At 54.8% G+C, this 18314-nt stretch carries 19 protein-coding genes and 1 pseudogene; 5 read left to right on the top strand and 15 right to left on the bottom strand.

Annotation, left to right across the window (positions count from 1 at the left end; genetic code table 11):
* Positions 1 to 16 precede the first annotated feature (16 nt).
* Entirely contained in the window at positions 17 to 916 is a 900-nt protein-coding gene (gene ispA, locus LCS67_RS16515) for a (2E,6E)-farnesyl diphosphate synthase (protein WP_000348074.1), read from the bottom strand.
* The gene (gene xseB / locus LCS67_RS16510) at positions 917 to 1159 is read right to left on the bottom strand and encodes an exodeoxyribonuclease VII small subunit (RefSeq protein ID WP_001124944.1); all 243 of its coding nucleotides are present in this window, start codon (positions 1157 to 1159) and stop codon (positions 917 to 919) included. It abuts the gene before it with no gap.
* Between the two features lie 209 nt (positions 1160 to 1368).
* On the opposite strand from xseB, the gene thiI reads away from it, so the two are divergent.
* Positions 1369 to 2817 (top strand): tRNA uracil 4-sulfurtransferase ThiI, encoded by a 1449-nt coding sequence (gene thiI, locus LCS67_RS16505; RefSeq protein WP_000668648.1) that lies wholly within the window; start codon positions 1369 to 1371, stop codon positions 2815 to 2817.
* Between the two features lie 43 nt (positions 2818 to 2860).
* Here thiI and phnV read toward each other — a convergent pair whose 3' ends face one another.
* The 5 genes from phnV to phnR all read right to left on the bottom strand — a co-directional run bounded on the left by phnV (position 2861) and on the right by phnR (position 7569).
* A complete protein-coding gene (gene phnV, locus LCS67_RS16500; RefSeq protein WP_000909790.1) occupies positions 2861 to 3658 on the bottom strand; it encodes a 2-aminoethylphosphonate ABC transport system, membrane component PhnV in 798 nt (265 codons plus the stop codon).
* A gap of 2 nt (positions 3659 to 3660) precedes the next feature.
* Complete coding sequence (phnU, locus tag LCS67_RS16495) at positions 3661 to 4521, bottom strand: 2-aminoethylphosphonate ABC transporter permease subunit (protein ID WP_000052718.1); 861 nt, start codon at positions 4519 to 4521, stop codon at positions 3661 to 3663.
* A 2-nt stretch (positions 4522 to 4523) separates the two neighbouring features.
* The gene (gene phnT / locus LCS67_RS16490; RefSeq protein WP_000928796.1) at positions 4524 to 5633 is read right to left on the bottom strand and encodes a 2-aminoethylphosphonate ABC transport system ATP-binding subunit PhnT; all 1110 of its coding nucleotides are present in this window, start codon (positions 5631 to 5633) and stop codon (positions 4524 to 4526) included.
* A 5-nt stretch (positions 5634 to 5638) separates the two neighbouring features.
* Entirely contained in the window at positions 5639 to 6652 is a 1014-nt protein-coding gene (phnS, locus tag LCS67_RS16485; RefSeq protein WP_000778000.1) for a 2-aminoethylphosphonate ABC transporter substrate-binding protein, read from the bottom strand.
* 197 nt (positions 6653 to 6849) lie between these two features.
* Positions 6850 to 7569 (bottom strand): phosphonate utilization transcriptional regulator PhnR, encoded by a 720-nt coding sequence (gene phnR / locus LCS67_RS16480; protein WP_031564525.1) that lies wholly within the window; start codon positions 7567 to 7569, stop codon positions 6850 to 6852.
* Between the two features lie 139 nt (positions 7570 to 7708).
* Here phnR and phnW point away from each other — a divergent pair, with 139 nt between their 5' ends.
* The 3 genes and pseudogenes from phnW to LCS67_RS22845 form a co-directional block, all read left to right on the top strand.
* Positions 7709 to 8812 carry a 2-aminoethylphosphonate--pyruvate transaminase gene (gene phnW, locus LCS67_RS16475; protein WP_000203956.1) on the top strand — a complete coding sequence of 368 codons (1104 nt, stop codon included), beginning with the start codon at positions 7709 to 7711 and terminating at the stop codon, positions 8810 to 8812.
* A 9-nt stretch (positions 8813 to 8821) separates the two neighbouring features.
* A complete protein-coding gene (phnX, locus tag LCS67_RS16470; protein ID WP_001527428.1) occupies positions 8822 to 9631 on the top strand; it encodes a phosphonoacetaldehyde hydrolase in 810 nt (269 codons plus the stop codon).
* A 5-nt stretch (positions 9632 to 9636) separates the two neighbouring features.
* Positions 9637 to 9719: pseudogene (locus tag LCS67_RS22845) on the top strand (hypothetical protein); the annotation flags it as partial.
* Between the two features lie 8 nt (positions 9720 to 9727).
* Here the strand turns inward: LCS67_RS22845 and yajL are convergent.
* Positions 9728 to 10318, bottom strand: a complete 591-nt coding sequence (gene yajL, locus LCS67_RS16465; RefSeq protein WP_001275803.1) for a protein deglycase YajL — start codon at positions 10316 to 10318, stop codon at positions 9728 to 9730.
* Entirely contained in the window at positions 10281 to 11192 is a 912-nt protein-coding gene (panE, locus tag LCS67_RS16460) for a 2-dehydropantoate 2-reductase (protein ID WP_000705814.1), read from the bottom strand. Before panE ends, yajL begins: the two co-directional genes overlap by 38 nt.
* Before the next feature lie 125 nt (positions 11193 to 11317).
* Between panE and LCS67_RS16455 the strand changes: the two genes are divergently transcribed.
* Positions 11318 to 11809, top strand: coding sequence for a YajQ family cyclic di-GMP-binding protein (locus LCS67_RS16455; RefSeq protein ID WP_001138913.1), 492 nt, complete (start codon positions 11318 to 11320; stop codon positions 11807 to 11809).
* A 46-nt stretch (positions 11810 to 11855) separates the two neighbouring features.
* Here LCS67_RS16455 and LCS67_RS16450 read toward each other — a convergent pair whose 3' ends face one another.
* The 6 genes from LCS67_RS16450 to cyoA form a co-directional block, all read right to left on the bottom strand.
* The gene (locus LCS67_RS16450; RefSeq protein WP_001000935.1) at positions 11856 to 13220 is read right to left on the bottom strand and encodes an MFS transporter; all 1365 of its coding nucleotides are present in this window, start codon (positions 13218 to 13220) and stop codon (positions 11856 to 11858) included.
* Positions 13221 to 13440: 220 nt separating this feature from the next.
* A complete protein-coding gene (cyoE, locus tag LCS67_RS16445; RefSeq protein ID WP_000971352.1) occupies positions 13441 to 14331 on the bottom strand; it encodes a heme o synthase in 891 nt (296 codons plus the stop codon).
* Between the two features lie 11 nt (positions 14332 to 14342).
* Positions 14343 to 14672, bottom strand: coding sequence for a cytochrome o ubiquinol oxidase subunit IV (locus LCS67_RS16440; protein ID WP_000019878.1), 330 nt, complete (start codon positions 14670 to 14672; stop codon positions 14343 to 14345).
* Positions 14672 to 15286, bottom strand: a complete 615-nt coding sequence (locus LCS67_RS16435) for a cytochrome o ubiquinol oxidase subunit III (protein ID WP_000179833.1) — start codon at positions 15284 to 15286, stop codon at positions 14672 to 14674. The genes LCS67_RS16440 and LCS67_RS16435 overlap by 1 nt, the downstream gene beginning before the upstream one ends.
* Positions 15276 to 17267 carry a cytochrome o ubiquinol oxidase subunit I gene (gene cyoB, locus LCS67_RS16430; protein ID WP_000467158.1) on the bottom strand — a complete coding sequence of 664 codons (1992 nt, stop codon included), beginning with the start codon at positions 17265 to 17267 and terminating at the stop codon, positions 15276 to 15278. Before cyoB ends, LCS67_RS16435 begins: the two co-directional genes overlap by 11 nt.
* A 10-nt stretch (positions 17268 to 17277) precedes the next feature.
* Complete coding sequence (cyoA, locus tag LCS67_RS16425; RefSeq protein WP_001239448.1) at positions 17278 to 18234, bottom strand: cytochrome o ubiquinol oxidase subunit II; 957 nt, start codon at positions 18232 to 18234, stop codon at positions 17278 to 17280.
* Positions 18235 to 18314 lie beyond the last annotated feature (80 nt).

The following is an 18314-nucleotide window of genomic DNA, read 5'->3' as shown; positions in this document are numbered from 1 at the left end:
TCATTGGATATGGGGTTTATTTATCACGCTGGATTATGTAGTTCGCTAGCGCTTCCAGTGCCGAGGTGTCCAGTGATTGCGCGGCCAGCTGATGTAACGACTGACGGGCGTCCTCTATCAGGTCCCGGGCTTTATTCCGGGCTTGCTCAAGACCCAGAAGTGCAGGGTAGGTACTTTTGCCAAGCTGCTGGTCTGCGCCCTGACGTTTACCTAACGTTGCAGTATCGCCCACCACATCCAGAATGTCATCCTGAACCTGGAAGGCAAGGCCGATACTCTCTGCATAGCGGTCAAGTATCGGCAGAGTATTCCGTCCTTTATCGCCCGCGCTCAACGCGCCAAGTCTAACGGCGGCGCGAATGAGCGCGCCGGTCTTATGGCGATGAATGCGTTCCAGCGCGTCCAGAGTGATCCGCTGGCCTTCTGCCGCCAGATCCAATGCCTGACCGCCGCACATACCGGCGATGCCGCTGGCGTTCGCCAGTTCGGCGATCATCGCGATACGATCGCGATCGGCGACTTCCGGCATCGGCGCGTCGCTGATAATGGCAAACGCCAGCGTTTGCAACGCGTCTCCCGCCAGGATTGCGTTGGCTTCGCCAAATTTAATATGGCAAGTCGGCAGGCCGCGACGCAAATCGTCATCGTCCATTGCTGGCAGGTCGTCATGGATCAGCGAATAGGCATGAATGCATTCGACCGCCGCAGCTGGCGCATCCAGCGTTGCCGTACTGACGCCAAACATTTGACCGGTGGCGTAAACCAGAAATGGCCGCAGGCGTTTACCGCCTAATAATGCGCCATACTGCATGGCTTCGACCACGGGAGTGTTCTGAAAGGGCAGTGGCGCGATAAAACGGCTCAGCGCCTGATTCGCTTGCGTTACGCAAGCCTGTAGCTGCTGCGTAAAGTCCATTTACTCATTATCCGCGATAAAAGGCTCAGGTGAAGCCTCTTCATTATCAGACAGCAAAATTTGCACGCGCTGTTCCGCCTGCTGCAGTTTTGCCTGCCCCTGACGCGCCAGTTGTACGCCGCGCTCGAATTCATTCAGCGCGTCTTCCAGCGGCAAATCGCCGCTTTCCAGGCGGGTAACAATATGTTCCAGCTCGCTCAGCGCAGTTTCAAAGCTGGCGGGCGCCTCATTTTTCTTCGGCATGATGACTGTTTGACTCTCTGTAATGGCAGCACAAGTCTATGGTAACGGACTCACACTGATAAGCAAATAACGCGCAATGGTAAGGGGAAATGCGCAAGATGTCCGTGATAGTGATATACTTCCGCGCCTGGATGCAGCCGTAGGTATGGGCTGCTGTACTATTTCTCCACGACAAGCCTTAGATAGCTTGCTAAAGAACCATTGCCGCCATGAAGTTTATCATTAAATTGTTCCCGGAAATCACTATCAAAAGCCAATCTGTGCGTTTGCGCTTTATAAAAATTTTAACCGGGAACATCCGTAACGTTTTAAAGCACTACGATGAGACCCTCGCGGTTGTCCGTCACTGGGATAACATTGAAGTTCGCGCCAAAGATGAAAACCAGCGTCTGGCGATTCGCGACGCGCTGACCCGCATTCCGGGGATTCACCATATTCTTGAAGTCGAAGATGTGCCGTTCACCGATATGCACGACATTTTCGAGAAAGCGTTGGCGCAGTATCGCGAGCAGCTTGAAGGCAAAACCTTCTGCGTGCGCGTAAAACGTCGCGGTAAGCATGAGTTTAGCTCCATTGAGGTGGAGCGCTATGTCGGCGGCGGATTAAATCAGCATATTGAATCGGCGCGCGTGAAGCTCACTAACCCGGATGTGACGGTGCATCTGGAAGTGGAAGATGATCGCCTGCTGTTGATCAAAGGGCGTTATGAAGGTATTGGCGGTTTCCCGATTGGCACCCAGGAAGATGTGCTGTCGCTGATCTCCGGCGGTTTTGACTCCGGCGTCTCCAGCTATATGCTGATGCGTCGCGGCTGCCGCGTACACTACTGCTTCTTTAACCTCGGCGGCGCGGCGCATGAAATCGGCGTTCGCCAGGTGGCGCATTACCTGTGGAACCGCTTTGGCAGCTCCCATCGCGTGCGTTTTGTAGCGATTAACTTCGAACCGGTGGTCGGCGAGATTCTGGAGAAAGTTGACGACGGCCAGATGGGCGTGGTGCTCAAACGTATGATGGTACGCGCGGCGTCGAAAGTGGCGGAACGTTACGGCGTACAGGCGCTGGTGACCGGCGAAGCGCTGGGCCAGGTGTCCAGCCAGACGCTAACCAACTTGCGCTTGATCGATAACGTGTCTGACACGCTGATCTTGCGCCCGCTGATCTCTTACGATAAAGAGCACATTATCAACCTGGCGCGCCAGATTGGTACGGAAGATTTTGCCCGTACGATGCCGGAATACTGTGGCGTGATTTCCAAAAGTCCGACGGTGAAAGCCATTAAAGCGAAAATTGAAGCCGAAGAAGAAAATTTCGACTTCAGTATTCTCGATAAGGTGGTAGAAGAAGCGAACAACGTCGATATTCGTGAAATCGCCCAGCAGACCCAGCAGGAGGTGGTGGAAGTAGAAACCGTGAGCGGTTTTGGCGCCAACGATGTGATTCTGGATATCCGTTCTGTCGATGAGCAGGATGACAAGCCGCTGAAAGTGGAAGGCGTCGACGTCGTTTCGCTGCCTTTCTACAAGCTGAGCACTAAATTTGGCGACCTCGATCAGAGCAAAACCTGGCTGCTATGGTGCGAACGCGGCGTAATGAGTCGCCTGCAGGCGCTCTATCTGCGCGAGCAGGGGTTTGCCAATGTGAAGGTGTATCGTCCGTAATTCCTTTGCCGGGTGGCGGCTATGTCCTACCCGGCCTACCGTTTTATTTGTGCCCCAACCGTTTTGCAATGCGCTCCAGCTTCATCATCAGCAGCAGCGTAATGGCCACCAGCACAATGGTCAGCGCCGCGCCGTCGGCGATATTTCCACGGTCGGTCAGGCTAAAGATAGCCACCGGTAGCGTCGTCCAGCCCGGCGGATAAATCATCATCGTCGCGCCCAACTCCCCCATGGAGAGCGATAAACTCAGCGCCAGCGCTGACATCATCCACGGCATCAATAACGGCAACGTCACGTGACGCAGACGATACCAGGGCGATGCCCCCAGACTCGACGCGACGTTTTCAATATCGGCGGAAATTCGCGCCAGTCCGGTCGACACGTTACTGAAGGTAAAGGCGGAAATCAGCACAAAGTGCGCTGTCAGCACAATCCATAGGGTGCCGTTCATTTGCAATGGCCCCTGGCTGAAAGCAACCAGAATGCCCAGGCCCACGGATACTGACGGAATCGCACTCGGCAGATAGAACACCATACTTAACCATTTCTGCGTTTTCACCCCATATTGACGCAGCGCCAGCGCCGCCCAAACGCCGCAAAGCAGCGCAAACAGGCTGGCGCAAAAGCCAATCGTGAGGCTGGCAAGTAGGGCGTCCCATGCCGCACCGTGCAGAGCGTTAACAAAGTGGTTCAGTGTGAAGCCACTCGGCAGAATACCGTTCCACTGCTGGCTAAGGCTGGACATCAGAATCACTGCCAGCGGCAGGAAAAAGAACACGATAAACAGTACGCTAGCCACAACGCCCGCCGCTGCGCGTCCTTTAGGTGACCAAATTAGCATGGCTAGCTCCTTACGCTGGTACGCGATGCCGCCAGGCGATAGAGGGAGAACAGCCCCAGCGACAAGACAATGTTAATCAACGCAATCATGCAGGCGACCGTATAGTCGGACTCCAGAATCGCTTTGCTGTAAACCATCATCGGCAGGGTGTTAACTCCCTTCGCGCCAATAAACAGTACGATGCCAAACTCGTTAGTGGTCAACAGCAGGCACAGGCTGCCACCAGCCATCAGCGCCGGTAGCGCCGCCGGGAAAATCACCTGCCCAATCACCCGTAATGGGTGCGCCCCCAGAATGCTGGCTGCCTCTAGCTGGCTTTTATCAATTTGCCGCAGCGCGGCCATCAGTGGCCGCATCACCAGCGGAGTGAACACCGTGATCTCCGCCAGAATGACGCCCTGCATCGAGTAGAGAAAATCCACCGGCGGTAGCTCAAAGGCAAACAGGCTCATCAGCGTACCGTTGAGCAGACCCGCTGACCCATAAATAAAGGTGAACGCCAGCGTAATCAGGAAGGTCGGCAGCGCAATAAAAGTATCGACGACCCGACCAATCAACTCGCTTCCGGGGAAAGGAATAAACACCAGAATCAGCGACATCACGCTGCCCAGCAGCAGGCAACCGGCGGTGGCGAAAAAGGCGATTTGCAACGTGTTCAGCAACGCGCCGACAAAGCGTTTCGAGTCGACCACCTGGCGGAAGGTCTCGAGCCCGATCTCGCCATTGGCACCGCGTAGCGCCTGTTCAACGATGAGCGACAGAGGCCAGAAAAACAGTGTCGCCAGCACCAGCAACGGGAGCAGCAGCCACAGCAGCGGGCGTAGGTTAAGCGCCGGTTTTTCCAGAGGTAAAATGAGTGACATGGTTATACCTCAATCAGGACCGCATCATCCGGTTCGAACCACAGCGCCAGCTTGTCGCCCACGCGCGGCAGCGGATTGACATGCGTCAACACCATCCGCACCGTTTCGCCAGCAACGTCACACAACAGATGGGTTAAATCGCCCTGCCAGTGCACCGATTGCAGTGTGGCGTTGAAGCGGTTGCTGTAGGCCGAACGCGGCGTCAGGCTGAGGTGCTGAGGACGAATGCACAGCAGTTTGTTGTAACCGTGGTGGCTGCCCCGGCTGAACGCGCGAATCACCGCACCGCCGCAGCTGACGTCCACCAACCCCGGAATCTCCGTTATCCCCAGCGCAATGGCGGAGAGAATATTGGCGCGACCTAAGAATTCGGCGGCAAAACGATTGGGCGGATGCTGATATAGCGCGCGGGTTTCGCCGTGAGCAATCAGCGAGCCATCCTTCATAATGCCGATTTTATCGGCCAGGGTGAGCGCTTCCGTTTGATCGTGGGTGACGTAGAGAATAGTGAGTTCCGGCAGCTCACGGTGAAGACGGGCGATTTCTTCCACCATATTATGACGAATCTGTGCGTCCAGCGCTGACAGTGGTTCATCCAGCAACAGCACGCGCGGGCGCACGGCAATCGCGCGGGCGATGGCCACGCGTTGCTGCTGGCCGCCGGAAAGTTGATGCGGATAACGGGTGGCGTAATCACTCATGCCAACCGTTTTCAGCGCCTGCGTTACACGCTCATTAATTAGCGCCTTTGGCTGCTTCTGCGCACGCAGGCCAAAAGCGACGTTGTCTTCCACTTTCAGATGCGGGAACAAGGCGTAGTTCTGCACCACCATCGCCAACCCGCGTTTATAGGGTGGCAGATGGGTGACGTCCGTATCGCCAATCAGAATACGGCCGCCTGCAGGTTGCACAAAGCCCGCAACCGCACGCAGCACCGTCGTTTTTCCAGATCCTGATGGGCCAATCAGCGCCAGCACTTCGCCAGGTTCAATCGTCAAAGAGAGCGGTTTAAGCACCACGTTGCCGTGATACGCAACGCGCAGTGAGTCGAGGACTATCCCCGATGTCCCCTGCGATGCAGGGGCGTGAACGGCGGTCGTTTTCATCAGCATCAGGCTTACTCGCTTTCGGTCACTTTGTGCCAACGGCTAATATCTGCCGACAGCGAAACGGCTACGTCATCCCAATTTGGCTGCCAGCTCTGCACGCCTTCTAACGCGGCAGTGGCGGCCTTGTAATGTTCGTCGCTCGGCGTCACGTCGCTGCGTACCGGCATTCCCCAGGAGAGTTCGCTGACGCGAGTCTGCGCTTCTTTACTCAGCAGGAAGTTAATCAGCTTTTTACCGTTTTCACTCTGCGGTGCCCCCTGGACCAGGCCAATGACATAAGGGATGGCCAGCGCGCTGCGCTCGCCTTTGTCGTTGGCCGGCCAGAAGATTTTCACGTTCGGGTTACGTTCCATCTGCGCGAGGTTCATTTGCAGGTCGCCGTTAGCGACGTAGATTTCACCTTTATTAACCAGCGCGGTTAGCTTGCCGGTAGAGGCAGATGGCCCGACGTTATTGGCCTGCAGCTTGCCGAGATACGCAAAACCGGCATCTTTACTGCCGAAGCTGTGGAAAGCCTGCAGCATTACCGCCGTGCCGTCAGCGGCCTGACCTGGCGTGGAATACTGGAGTTTATTTTTGAATTTACCGTCAAGCAGATCCTGCCAGCTCGCCGGGGCAGTTTTCAGCAGTTTGCTGTTGTAGATAAAGCTCAGATAGTTCTTTACCAGCGGCGAATAAAGGTTGTTGGCATCGGGGATAGCCGATGCGGCGTCGGTGTTAAAGTTCGCCAGCAGCTTTTCGGCGGCGGCGCGCTGAATGAATGGCGGCGCGGTTACCAGCACGTCGGCTTGCGGATTCGTACGCTCTTTTGCCAGACGTTCCACTACCACGCCACCACCGCCTTCAACATAGCGTACGGTAATGCCGGTCGCTTTAGTGAATGCGTCAAACTGCACCTGGTACCAGCTGTTATCGCCATCGTGCAGCCCGTCGATGGAGTACACTGTGACCACTGATTCCGCCCATGACGGTGCGCTGGCGAGAGCGAAGGCAGACAGCAGAGCAAGTCGGGAAAGTTTCATCGTAATAGCCTCATAGCGTACATTGCATTTTCTGGCCTATACCAGGTTTGCTTTTTACGCTAAACGGCTTATGTGACAAAACGATGAAAAAGAAATAAATCAGTCCACGCTGGATGATGCTGCGCTTATCCGGATAGCCGTGAGACGATACGATTGACAGGCCGGATAAGGCTCGCAGCCAACATCCGGCGCACCCGCTAGTGGGTATCTACCTCAATGCGCAGGCTGTCGTGACGCCAGTATTCGATATCCAGATCCAGCACTCGCCCGTGTTGATCGTAGTTCAGACGGCGCAGCAACAGCGCCGGGCGTCCTTCCATAACTCCCAGCGCATGTGCGGCCTGCGCAGGCATGGCGGTGGGGTAGAACGACAGATGCATGCTGGTATAGGTGAGGTTGTAGTGCGACTCGTATACCTCGGTCAGGCTGCCGTTGAGATCGTACTGCAGCAGCTCAGGCACGCGGGCGGGCAAACAATGGTTTTCGCAGTAGCACACGGCGCGGCCATCGGCGTAACGCAGACGGGTCAGCAGATAGATTTGATCAAACGGCTGGAGCTGGAGGGGCTCCATAACCTCGACAGGCACGGTGGTTAACACGCCGCTCAGTAGCGCGGTTTTTGGCTCCCGCCCCTGCTCGCGACAAAGCTTATGGAAGTTGGTGTTCTGGGTCGGATCCAGCCACAGGCGTTCCGGCGTAACGAACCAACCGCGACGATCGGCGCGCCAGATAAGCCCACTGGACTCCAGCTGCGCCAGACTTTCGCGGATAGTAATGCGCGTGGTGTTGAAGATCGCGCACAGTTCGCGTTCAGACGGCAGTTTATCACCGCTTTTCAACGCACCGCTCTGAATACGCGCCTGAAGCTGCGCCTTGATCAACAGGTACTGCGGGATATCGCCCGGGATAGATTTCATGCTTACTCGCTTCCGTTTTGCCTGCCGCCATTATACAAGCAGAGATGAATTTTTTGTTGCAGCGCGATTTTCTCTTTGACCCGTCGCGGCAAAGATCGTCATGATAAATGCAATCTGGTATAGACCAAAGGTAAATAACATGACTTCGCGTAACTATCTGCTGCTGACTCCTGGCCCGCTCACCACCTCTCGCACCGTGAAAGAAGCGATGTTGTTCGATAGCTGTACCTGGGATGATGATTACAATATCGGCGTGGTAGAACAGATCCGCCAGCAGTTGACCGCACTGGCAACGGCCTCCGAAGGCTACACCTCCGTACTGCTGCAAGGCAGCGGCAGCTATGCTGTGGAAGCCGTACTGGGCAGCGCATTGGGGCCGCAGGATAAGGTGCTGATCGTCAGCAACGGTGCATACGGCGCACGAATGGTCGAGATGGCCGGCCTTATGGGTATCGCCCATCACGCTTACGACTGCGGCGAAGTTGCGCGCCCGGACGTGCAGGCGATCGACGCGATCCTCAACGCCGACCCGACGATCAGCCATATCGCCATGGTGCATAGCGAAACGACCACCGGGATGCTCAACCCCATTGATGAGGTGGGCGCTCTGGCGCATCGCTATGGCAAAACCTACATCGTTGACGCCATGAGCAGCTTCGGCGGCATCCCCATGGATATTGCAGCATTACACATCGATTATCTGATCAGCTCCGCCAATAAATGCATTCAGGGCGTGCCGGGTTTTGCTTTCGTGATTGCCCGCGAGCAAAAACTGGCCGCGTGCAAAGGGCGTTCCCGCTCGCTGTCGTTAGATCTCTACGCCCAGTGGCGCTGCATGGAGGATAACCACGGCAAATGGCGTTTTACTTCGCCCACTCATACCGTCCTGGCGTTTGCCCAGGCGTTGAAAGAGCTGGCGGAAGAAGGTGGCGTGGCGGCACGTCATCAACGCTATCAGCAAAATCAGCGCAGCCTGGTGGCCGGAATGCGGGCGCTGGGCTTTAACACGCTGCTGGATGACGAACTTCATTCGCCCATTATCACCGCCTTTTATTCACCGGAAGACCCGCAGTATCGCTTTAGCGAATTTTATCGCCGCCTCAAAGAGCAGGGCTTTGTTATCTATCCAGGCAAAGTGTCGCAAAGCGACTGCTTTCGCATCGGCAACATTGGTGAAGTATATGCCGCCGATATCACTGCCCTGCTGACCGCCATTCGTACCGCCATGTACTGGACGAAATAAGGAACCATGATGAACCGTATTCACGCTGTTATTCTCGACTGGGCGGGCACCACCGTCGATTTTGGCTCCTTCGCGCCGACGCAAATTTTCGTCGAGGCGTTCCGTCAGGCATTTGATGTGGAGATCACCCTCGCCGAAGCACGCGTGCCAATGGGGCTGGGTAAATGGCAACACATTGAAGCGCTGGGAAAATTACCTGCTGTTGACGCGCGCTGGCAGGCAAAGTTTGGCCGCTCCATGAGCGCAGCAGATATTGATGCCATCTATGCCGCCTTCATGCCGCTACAGATTGCTAAAGTTGTCGATTTTTCTTCTCCTATTGCCGGAGTTATCGACACGATCGCGGCGCTACGAGCCGAGGGTATCAAGATAGGCTCCTGCTCCGGTTACCCACGAGCGGTGATGGAGCGCCTGGTTCCCGCCGCCGCCGAGCATGGCTATCGTCCGGATCATTGGGTGGCAACGGACGACCTGGCCGCGGGTGGTCGCCCGGGGCCGTGGATGGCGCTGCAAAACGTGATTGCGCTGGGCATTGATGCGGTCGCGCACTGCGTGAAGGTAGATGATGCCGCGCCGGGCATTAGCGAGGGGCTTAACGCGGGGATGTGGACGGTGGGGCTGGCGGTATCGGGTAACGAATTCGGCGCAACATGGGACGCCTATCAGACAATGTCGCAAGAGGACGTTGCGACCCGCCGCGAGCACGCGGCCAGCAAGCTGTATGCCGCCGGGGCGCATTACGTGGTGGATTCACTGGCGGATTTACCTGGGGTGATTGCGCATATTAATGCGCGTCTGGCGCAGGGCGAACGCCCGTAAAATAACTGCCGGATGGCGCTGCCGCTTATTCGGCCTACAGACTGTACCGTTTTGTAGGCCGGATAAGGTATTTACGCCGCCATCCGGCAATCATTCTTACTCGTAGTAGTTATAAATCCCCGCCGCCATCACCAGTTGCGAAGCCACTTCATGCGCTTTTTCACGACCAACCAATAGGTCGATGATTTTCAAACCAAAATCGATAGCGGTACCCGGTCCCTGGCTGGTTAATAATTTTACCCGCGCATCCCACACCACACGCTTATCCTGCCACTGTTCGGCGGGGATCTTATCTTTCAGTGCCGGAAAACCGGTCATATTGCCGATAGGGAAGATATCGTGCGGCACGAGCACTGTGGCGGCTGCGGCGCAAATGGCTGCGACAATGCGCCCGGAGCGGTGAAACTGCTTTACGGTTTCGACCAGCAGCGGGCTGTCGCGAAAGCACTCGGCGCCTTTAATTCCGCCGGGCAACACGATGATGTCATAATCGCCGTCGGCAACTTCAACCAGCGGCGCATCCGCCAGTAGCTTTACACCGCGCGAGCAGACAATCGTCAGGCCGCCATCGCTGGCGACGCTGGCGGTAGTGACGTGGATTCCGCCGCGAACCAGCAGATCGATAGTGGTGACCGCTTCGGTCTCTTCACTACCAGGGGCGAGGCATACCAGTGCCTGAGCGCTCATATTCACTCTCCTTTCGCTTTACCATTTCAAACAGGCGGCTATTTTCCGGAACGGCGAGACCGTGCACGCGGGCGCGCTTGAGTAAATAACCGGTGATGTAGTCAATTTCGGTATGGCGCATGGCGCGCACGTCCTGCAACATGGATGAGATGTTTTCTGCCGTACTGTCAATCACTTGCTCAACATAATAGCGTAAATCGTCTGCCGATGTGTGGTAGCCTTCACGTTCAATCACGGCGGCGACCTCTTCGCAAATCGCGTTGATTTCATCAGGATGATGGCGCAGCTCGCCGTTCGGGCAGTTCCAAAGCGCGGTGAGCGGGTTGATAACACAGTTGACGGCCAGTTTGCGCCACATCTCTGCGCGGATATTGTTATGCCAGGCGACATCGGGCAGTACCCCCTGCAGGATATCGGCGAGATAACTGTAATCGCCGTCTTGCTCGCGCGCCGGGCCAATATGCGTAGTACCGTTAGCGACATGAATAATGATATTACCGTCGCGGCGCGCAGCATGGGTGATAGTCCCCATCAACATCGGCTGTTGGATATTTTGCAGTTCTTCTATGGTTCCCATTCCATTATGAATGAGCAGGATAGGCGATGTCACCGGTAGGGTTGACGCCAGGGTTCGTACTGCGTCGGAAACCTGCCACGCTTTCAGCGTGACTAATAACAGTTCGCTCTTCGCCAAAAAATCCGGATCGTTTGCCGTCAGTGATTCGTTGAAAAAGGAACCATCGGTATCGATCAGATTTACGCTGCAATAAGGTTGTGGCACCCGTAGCCAGCCCTGTACGTCATGTCCGTGTTTGCACAGTGCCGAAAGCCAAAGTTGTCCTAAGGCTCCGCATCCCAGTACAGTAATTTTCATTGTTCCTCCTCACCTGCAACAGCGCCAGGTGTTATGGCGCTAATTATAGCGTCATCAGCTAAGCTTCTCGTTAAGCCTCGTTGCAGGTATTATGCAACGCAACGAAAATGAAGGGAGAAGAAAAGATGCCATCTTTCGATATTGTTTCTGAAGTTGATCTGCAGGAAGCGCGTAACGGCGTGGATAACGCGGTTCGCGAGGTTGAGTCTCGTTTTGACTTTCGTGGCGTAGAGGCGACTATTGAACTGAACGATGCCAATAAAACCATCAAGGTGCTGAGCGAGTCCGATTTCCAGGTCAATCAGTTGCTCGATATTCTGCGCGCCAAGCTGCTTAAACGCGGTATTGAAGGCGCTTCGCTGGATGTACCGGACGAGTTCGTGCATAGCGGTAAAACCTGGTATGTGGAAGCGAAGCTGAAGCAGGGCATTGAAAGCGCCGTGCAGAAGAAAATCGTCAAGCTGATTAAAGACAGCAAACTGAAGGTGCAGGCGCAAATTCAGGGGGAAGAGATTCGCGTGACGGGCAAATCACGTGACGATCTGCAATCGGTAATGGCGCTGGTTCGCGGCGGCGATTTGGGCCAGCCGTTCCAGTTCAAAAACTTCCGCGATTAAGTTGTTATGCCGGATAGAGCTTCGTCGCCATCCGGCAATGCTGCATTCATCCTTTGCTGATAAGCTGTTCAACTTCAAAGCGATTGGTCACTTTGCTGTCGATTTTGACGTAAGCGGAATGCTCTTCCGCCACGATCAGCGCTTCGCTTACGCCTTTCATTGCCAACAGTCGCTGTTTTAGCCTGTCGTCAGCAACGATATCCGCTGGAATTTCCACACGCAGGCTGCTGACATAGGGCGGCTCTTTCATGGTACTTGCCACCGCCAGCCATACCATCGCCAGTACGGCCCCGGCAAGAAAAACGGTTTGCCCATCAAACGTGCCGTCTATCCAGCCGCCCAGCGAGCCGCCAAGCGCCACGCCAAGAAACTGACTGGTAGAATAGACGCCCATCGCCGTTCCTTTATACCCCGCGGGCGACTCTTTGCTAATAAGAGAAGGCAGCAGCGCCTCCATCAAATTAAAGGCAAGGAAAAAGAGTTGTACGCCAATCACCAGCTCCCAGAAATGCTGGCCCGCTCCCCACAACACGATTTCCGCGACGATAATGAGCCCCACGCAGAACAGGAATACCTGCTTCATCCGCCGTTTGACTTCAGCATAGATGATAAAAGGCACGACGGCGGCAAAGGCGATCACCATGGTTGCCAGATACACCTTCCAGTGTTCGGCGGCAGGGAAACCGGCATCGGCAAGCTGGCCGGGCAGGGCGACAAAGGTGGACATCAATAAAATATGCAGACACATAATGCCGAAATTGAGCTTGAGCAGCCTCGGCTCCGCCAGCACTTTACTGAAGCTGCCTTTGACCATCCCGGATTCGCGATTCAGCACATGGTTGGTACTGTTGGGAACCACCCAGATCGTCAGAAGAATGCCCAGGGTGGCGAGGGCGGCGATCATCCAGAACAACGCGTTCAATCCCAGACTATGGGTAACAATCGGCCCTAATACCATCGCAATCGCGAAGGTGATACCAAAGCTGACGCCGATAAACGCCATCGCTTTGGTGCGGTTTTGCTCTCGGGTCAGGTCAGACAGGAGCGCCATGACGGCGGCGGCAATAGCGCCGGACCCCTGTAGCGCTCGCCCCAGAATAATGCCCCAGATTGAGTGGGAGAGCGCGGCAATGACGCTGCCCGCGACAAATACCGCCAGTCCGCCGACAATCAGCGGCTTACGGCCAATGCGGTCGGACAGCAGTCCAAAGGGAATTTGAAAGATAGCCTGCGCCAGCCCGTAAATGCCGATCGCAATGCCGATTAATGCTTCGCTGGCGCCCTGTAGCGCCATACCGTATGTGGTCAGTACCGGTAGAACCATAAACATGCCCAGCATACGCAACGAAAAGACGGTCCCTAAACCCCATGTGGCACGCAGCTCCCCTGGCGTCATTTTATAATCGTTCATTGCCACCTCTGTATGAAATTCGCACCTAGTGTAAAGCGCCAGGTTGGTTGGGTAAATATGCGCTTTATTAACAAATGTTGTGGTGGTGAGGGTAGGCCACGAGAGACGAAAAATGCCGGATGGCGATACTCACGTCGCTTATCCGGCCTACAGGTAACGTGCTTTTGTAGGCCGGATAAGGCATAAGCCGCCATCCGGAATAGAAGAGGTGACGATGAACTTACCAGACGTAAGTCAGCAGATTCTGCGAATTCGGCACCATAAAATCAACGGACATCATGATACTCAGCGCGGTAATCGCAATGATAGAGAAGCCGAACAGCTTGCGCGCCCAGACCTTATCATCTTCCACTTTGTAACCGCGTAGCGCCATGCCGAGCCACCAAACGCTGACCGCCGCGGCGACCACCAGGTATTTGTAACCGGCATAACCGCCCAACGTTAGCATTAGCGTTGCAACGGCAAACGCAATGATGTACAGCGTGATGTGGTTTTTAGCGACTGAGATTCCTTTTACCACCGGCAGAACCGGGATATTGGCCGCCTGATAGTCCTTAAAGCGGAAAATGGCGATGGCGTAAGAGTGCGGCATCTGCCAGAGGCTGAAAATAGCCAGCAGGATCGCCGCGCCGCTGTCAAAGTCGCCCGTTACGGCGCAGTAGCCAATCACCGGCGGCGCTGCGCCGGAGAGAGAACCAATCAGCGTTCCGTAGACGGAGTGACGCTTCATGTACAAGCTGTACACGCCAACGTAGACCACAAAGCCCATCACCCCCAGCCAGCAGGCCAGAGGATTAGCGCCAAACCACAGCAGCATAAAGCCAGCAATACCCAGCAGGGTGGCGTATACCAGCGAGACGCCAGGAGAAATCAGGCCTTTGACCAGCACCCGATTCTTGGTCCTTTCCATCTTCCTGTCGATATCCCTGTCGATGTAGTTGTTAAATACACAACCCGACGCCACAACCAGTGACACCCCGACCAGCGTATAAATGAACAGGGGATAGTCAATGCTGCCCTTTGAGGCCAGCAGAAATCCCCCGATCACCGAGATCAGGTTGCCAAAGATGATGCCTGGTTTCGTTACTTGCAGGTATTGCTTAAACATCATACTCGCCGCTCTTAGTGCATCATCATGTTGTAGTTGAGGTTCCACATAATCCAGATGGAGCCCACAACCAGGATGGCGATGATCAGCACGGTAAAGATGAAGGCCGTCATGTTCCAGCCTTCATCAGATTTGGTGTTCATGTGCAGGAAACACACCAGATGCACCAAAATCTGCACCACTGCCATTGCCAGGATAGATCCCAGAATAACGGCCGGAGAGGCAGCGCCGGTCATCACCATCCAGAATGGAATAACCGTCAGGATGACCGACAGGATAAAGCCGGTCATGTACGTTTTTACGCTGCCGTGGGATGCGCCGCCGCTCTCGGTAGAATGACTCATTACATCGCCCCCATCAGATAAACAACAGTGAATACGCAAATCCAAATCACATCCAGGAAGTGCCAGAACAGGCTCAGGCACATGATGCGGGTACGGTTAGTGCTGGTCAGACCGCGACGGGCAACTTGCACCATCAGCACCGCCATCCAGATCAAACCGGAAGTGACGTGCAGACCGTGCGTGCCGACCAGCGCGAAGAACGCAGACAGGAAGCCGCTGCGATCCGGGCCCATACCGTTAACAATCAGGTGATGGAATTCATAGAGTTCCATCCCGATAAATCCGGCGCCAAACAAGAAGGTCAACGCCAACCAGGAGATAACCTGGCTCTTGTTGTTCTTGTGCATGGCGATCGCCGCCATGCCGTAGGTAATGGAGCTAAATAACAGCAGGAAGGTTTCAACCAGAACGAACGGCAGTTCGAAAATGTCCTTACCTGTCGGGCCGCCAGCGGTGCCGTTCACCAGAACGGCATAGGTAGCAAACAGAATAGAGAACAGAATGCAGTCGCTCATCAGGTAGACCCAAAATCCGAAGATTTTGTTCTGGCCTGCGTCATGGTGCCCGTGTTCGTGCGCGTGGGCAGTCGCGTGCGTTAAAGTATCAGTTGCCATTTTTCAGCCCTGCCTTAGTAATCTCATCGAAATGCTGGTTTTCCAGTTTTTCGACTTCCGGGACCGGCACGTAGTAATCCACATCTTCATCAAAGCTTTTTACAATCCAGCTGATGATCATGCCTGCGAAACCCACTATCGCCAGCCACCAGATATGCCAGATCATGGCGAAGCCAAATACCGTCGCGAAGGCGGCGATAACAATACCGGCACCACTATTTTTCGGCATATGAATCTCTTCATACTGTCCAGGCTGTTGGTACGCTTCGCCTTTTTCTTTCATTTCCCAGAAGGCGTCACGTTCGTGAACGTGCGGCACAACGGCAAAGTTATAGAACGGCGGCGGAGACGAGGTTGACCACTCCAGCGTACGGCCACCCCATGGGTCGCCGGTCAGATCGCGGTTCTGATCGCGGTCGCGAATAGAAACGAAGATCTGAATCAGTTGGCACAGGATACCCAGCGCAATCAGCGCGGCACCGGCGGCGGCAACCATCAGCATCGTATGGAACTGCGGATCAATTTGCTGGCTGAGGCGACGGGTCATGCCCATGAAGCCCAGTACGTACAGCGGCATAAAGGCTACAAAGAAACCGATAATCCAGAACCAGAAGGCGCGTTTACCCCAGGTTTCGTTCAGCTTGAAGCCAAACGCCTTCGGCCACCAGTAGGTCATACCCGCGAAGCAGCCAAACACCACGCCGCCGATGATCACGTTATGGAAGTGCGCAATCAGGAACAGACTGTTGTGCAGGACGAAGTCCGCGCCCGGTACCGCCAGCAGAACGCCGGTCATACCGCCGACCGAGAAGGTCACGATAAAGCCGATGGTCCACATCATTGCGGAATGGAAGACGATACGGCCCTGATACATGGTGAACAACCAGTTGAAGATCTTCACCCCGGTCGGGATGGCGATAATCATGGTGGTGATACCGAAGAAGGCGTTAACGTTCGCGCCCGCACCCATCGTGAAGAAGTGGTGCAGCCAAACGATAAACGACAGTACGGTAATACAGACGGTCGCCCAAACCAGCGAGGTATAGCCGAACAGACGTTTACGCGAGAAGGTCGCTGCGATTTCGGAGAATACCCCGAAGACCGGCAGAATCAGAATGTACACTTCCGGATGGCCCCAGGCCCAAATCAGGTTGATGTACATCATCATGTTGCCGCCCATATCGTTGGTAAAGAAATGGGTGCCCAGATAGCGATCCAGGGTCAGCAACGCGACGGTAACCGTCAGAATCGGGAAAGAGGCGATGATCAGTACGTTGGCGCACAAAGAGGCCCAGGTAAAGACCGGCATCTTGAACATTGTCATACCCGGCGCACGCATCTTCAGGATCGTCACGAAGAAGTTGATACCGGTTAACGTCGTACCAATACCCGAGAGTTGCAACGCCCATATCCAGTAATCGACCCCGACGCTGGGACTGTACTCTATTCCCGATAGCGGCGGATAAGCCAGCCACCCTGTCTGCGCGAATTCACCCACGCCCAGTGAGAGGTTAACCAGGATAACGCCGACAACGGTGAACCAGAAGCTCAGGTTGTTCAGGAAAGGGAACGCAACGTCGCGCGCGCCGATCTGCAGCGGAACCACCAGGTTCATCAGACCGATAACGAAGGGCATCGCCACGAAGAAGATCATGATTACGCCGTGAGCGGTAAAGATCTGATCGTAGTGGTGCGGCGGTAGAAAACCCGCTTCGCCTGCGGAGGCAAGCGCCTGCTGGCTACGCATCATGATGGCATCGGCGAAACCACGTAACAGCATCACAATTGCGACGATGATATACATGATGCCGAGGCGTTTATGGTCAACCGACGTTAACCACTCTTTCCATAGGTAGGTCCACTTACCGAAGTAAGTAATCGCTGCCAGTATCGCCAGTCCCCCGACGATAATTGCAGCGATCGTTACCATGACGATAGGTTCATGGAACGGTACTGCATCCAGTGATAATTTTCCGAACATCTTATCTTCCTCAACCCTTGGAGTTGGCGGATTCCGCGTGGCTCATGTCCATACCTTCCATTCCTTCATGCGAGCTGTGCTCACCTTCAGGTTGGGTCATGTCCATGCTCTTACCGTGGTCCATGAATTTGTTAATAACGTCCTTGAACAAATCTGGTTTCACGCTGGAGAAATATTCCACCTTGTTGTACTCGCTTGGCATAGCCACTTTCTCGAACGCCGCCATATCATTCATGGTGTTCGGAGACTGCTTCGCTTTTGCGACCCATTGGTCGAATTCTGCGCGGTCTTTGGTGGCGATAGCTTTAAACTTCATACCAGAGAAGCCCGGGCCGCTATAGCTGGCGGAGATGCCATCGTAGGTTCCGGGTTCGTTGGCGATCAGATGCAAACGTGTTTGCATACCGGCCATGGCATAAATCTGGCTACCCAGACGCGGGATAAAGAAGGAGTTCATCACGGAGTTGGAGGTCACTTTGAAATAAACCGGCGTGTTCGCCGGGAAGGCGATCTCGTTGACGGTGGCGATACCCTGCTCCGGATAGATGAAGAACCATTTCCAGTCCATGGAAACCACTTCGATGGTGATCGGTTTTTCGTCATGCGCCAGCGGCTTGCTTGGTTCAAGCGCGTGCGTGGTTTTCCAGGTCAGTACGGCAAGGAAAATGATGATTAAGATAGGCACCGTCCAGACCACGGCTTCCACTTTATTGGAGTGTGACCAGTTCGGGCTATACTTCGCATCCTTATTACTCGCACGATACTTCCAGGCGAAACCAACAGCCATCAAGATGGCGGGAATAACGACGATCAACATCAGGCCAAATGCCGTCAGTATCAGCGAACGTTGCTCCAGTCCAATCTGTCCTTTGGGATCCAGCAGCGCAGAATTACAGCCACTGAGTAATGCAGTGCCTGCAATTAATGACAACCATCCCAAACTTTTATTGTATTTCCTGAGTCTCATTTAACGACCTCAATTCCACGGGACCTGGTGGCGTTTAAAGTGTAGGGGCATTTTACGGTAAGGTTACATTACTGTAAACA

Origin of the sequence: Salmonella sp. A7 (assembly GCF_020181675.1) — a bacterium.
In the GTDB taxonomy this organism is placed as follows: domain Bacteria; phylum Pseudomonadota; class Gammaproteobacteria; order Enterobacterales; family Enterobacteriaceae; genus Salmonella; species Salmonella enterica.
This window is presented reverse-complemented; position numbering and strand designations above follow the sequence as displayed.

Excerpts from the sequence above, each read along its gene's own strand:
- ispA (WP_000348074.1), bottom strand. The coding sequence starts at position 916 with ATGGACTTTACGCAGCAGCTACAGGCTTGCGTAACGCAAGCGAATCAG.
- xseB (WP_001124944.1), bottom strand. The coding sequence starts at position 1,159 with ATGCCGAAGAAAAATGAGGCGCCCGCCAGCTTTGAAACTGCGCTGAGC.
- thiI (WP_000668648.1), top strand. The coding sequence starts at position 1,369 with ATGAAGTTTATCATTAAATTGTTCCCGGAAATCACTATCAAAAGCCAA.
- phnV (WP_000909790.1), bottom strand. The coding sequence starts at position 3,658 with ATGCTAATTTGGTCACCTAAAGGACGCGCAGCGGCGGGCGTTGTGGCT.
- phnU (WP_000052718.1), bottom strand. The coding sequence starts at position 4,521 with ATGTCACTCATTTTACCTCTGGAAAAACCGGCGCTTAACCTACGCCCG.
- phnT (WP_000928796.1), bottom strand. The coding sequence starts at position 5,633 with ATGCTGATGAAAACGACCGCCGTTCACGCCCCTGCATCGCAGGGGACA.
- phnS (WP_000778000.1), bottom strand. The coding sequence starts at position 6,652 with ATGAAACTTTCCCGACTTGCTCTGCTGTCTGCCTTCGCTCTCGCCAGC.
- phnR (WP_031564525.1), bottom strand. The coding sequence starts at position 7,569 with ATGAAATCTATCCCGGGCGATATCCCGCAGTACCTGTTGATCAAGGCG.
- phnW (WP_000203956.1), top strand. The coding sequence starts at position 7,709 with ATGACTTCGCGTAACTATCTGCTGCTGACTCCTGGCCCGCTCACCACC.
- phnX (WP_001527428.1), top strand. The coding sequence starts at position 8,822 with ATGAACCGTATTCACGCTGTTATTCTCGACTGGGCGGGCACCACCGTC.
- yajL (WP_001275803.1), bottom strand. The coding sequence starts at position 10,318 with ATGAGCGCTCAGGCACTGGTATGCCTCGCCCCTGGTAGTGAAGAGACC.
- panE (WP_000705814.1), bottom strand. The coding sequence starts at position 11,192 with ATGAAAATTACTGTACTGGGATGCGGAGCCTTAGGACAACTTTGGCTT.
- LCS67_RS16455 (WP_001138913.1), top strand. The coding sequence starts at position 11,318 with ATGCCATCTTTCGATATTGTTTCTGAAGTTGATCTGCAGGAAGCGCGT.
- LCS67_RS16450 (WP_001000935.1), bottom strand. The coding sequence starts at position 13,220 with ATGAACGATTATAAAATGACGCCAGGGGAGCTGCGTGCCACATGGGGT.
- cyoE (WP_000971352.1), bottom strand. The coding sequence starts at position 14,331 with ATGATGTTTAAGCAATACCTGCAAGTAACGAAACCAGGCATCATCTTT.
- LCS67_RS16440 (WP_000019878.1), bottom strand. The coding sequence starts at position 14,672 with ATGAGTCATTCTACCGAGAGCGGCGGCGCATCCCACGGCAGCGTAAAA.
- LCS67_RS16435 (WP_000179833.1), bottom strand. The coding sequence starts at position 15,286 with ATGGCAACTGATACTTTAACGCACGCGACTGCCCACGCGCACGAACAC.
- cyoB (WP_000467158.1), bottom strand. The coding sequence starts at position 17,267 with ATGTTCGGAAAATTATCACTGGATGCAGTACCGTTCCATGAACCTATC.
- cyoA (WP_001239448.1), bottom strand. The coding sequence starts at position 18,234 with ATGAGACTCAGGAAATACAATAAAAGTTTGGGATGGTTGTCATTAATT.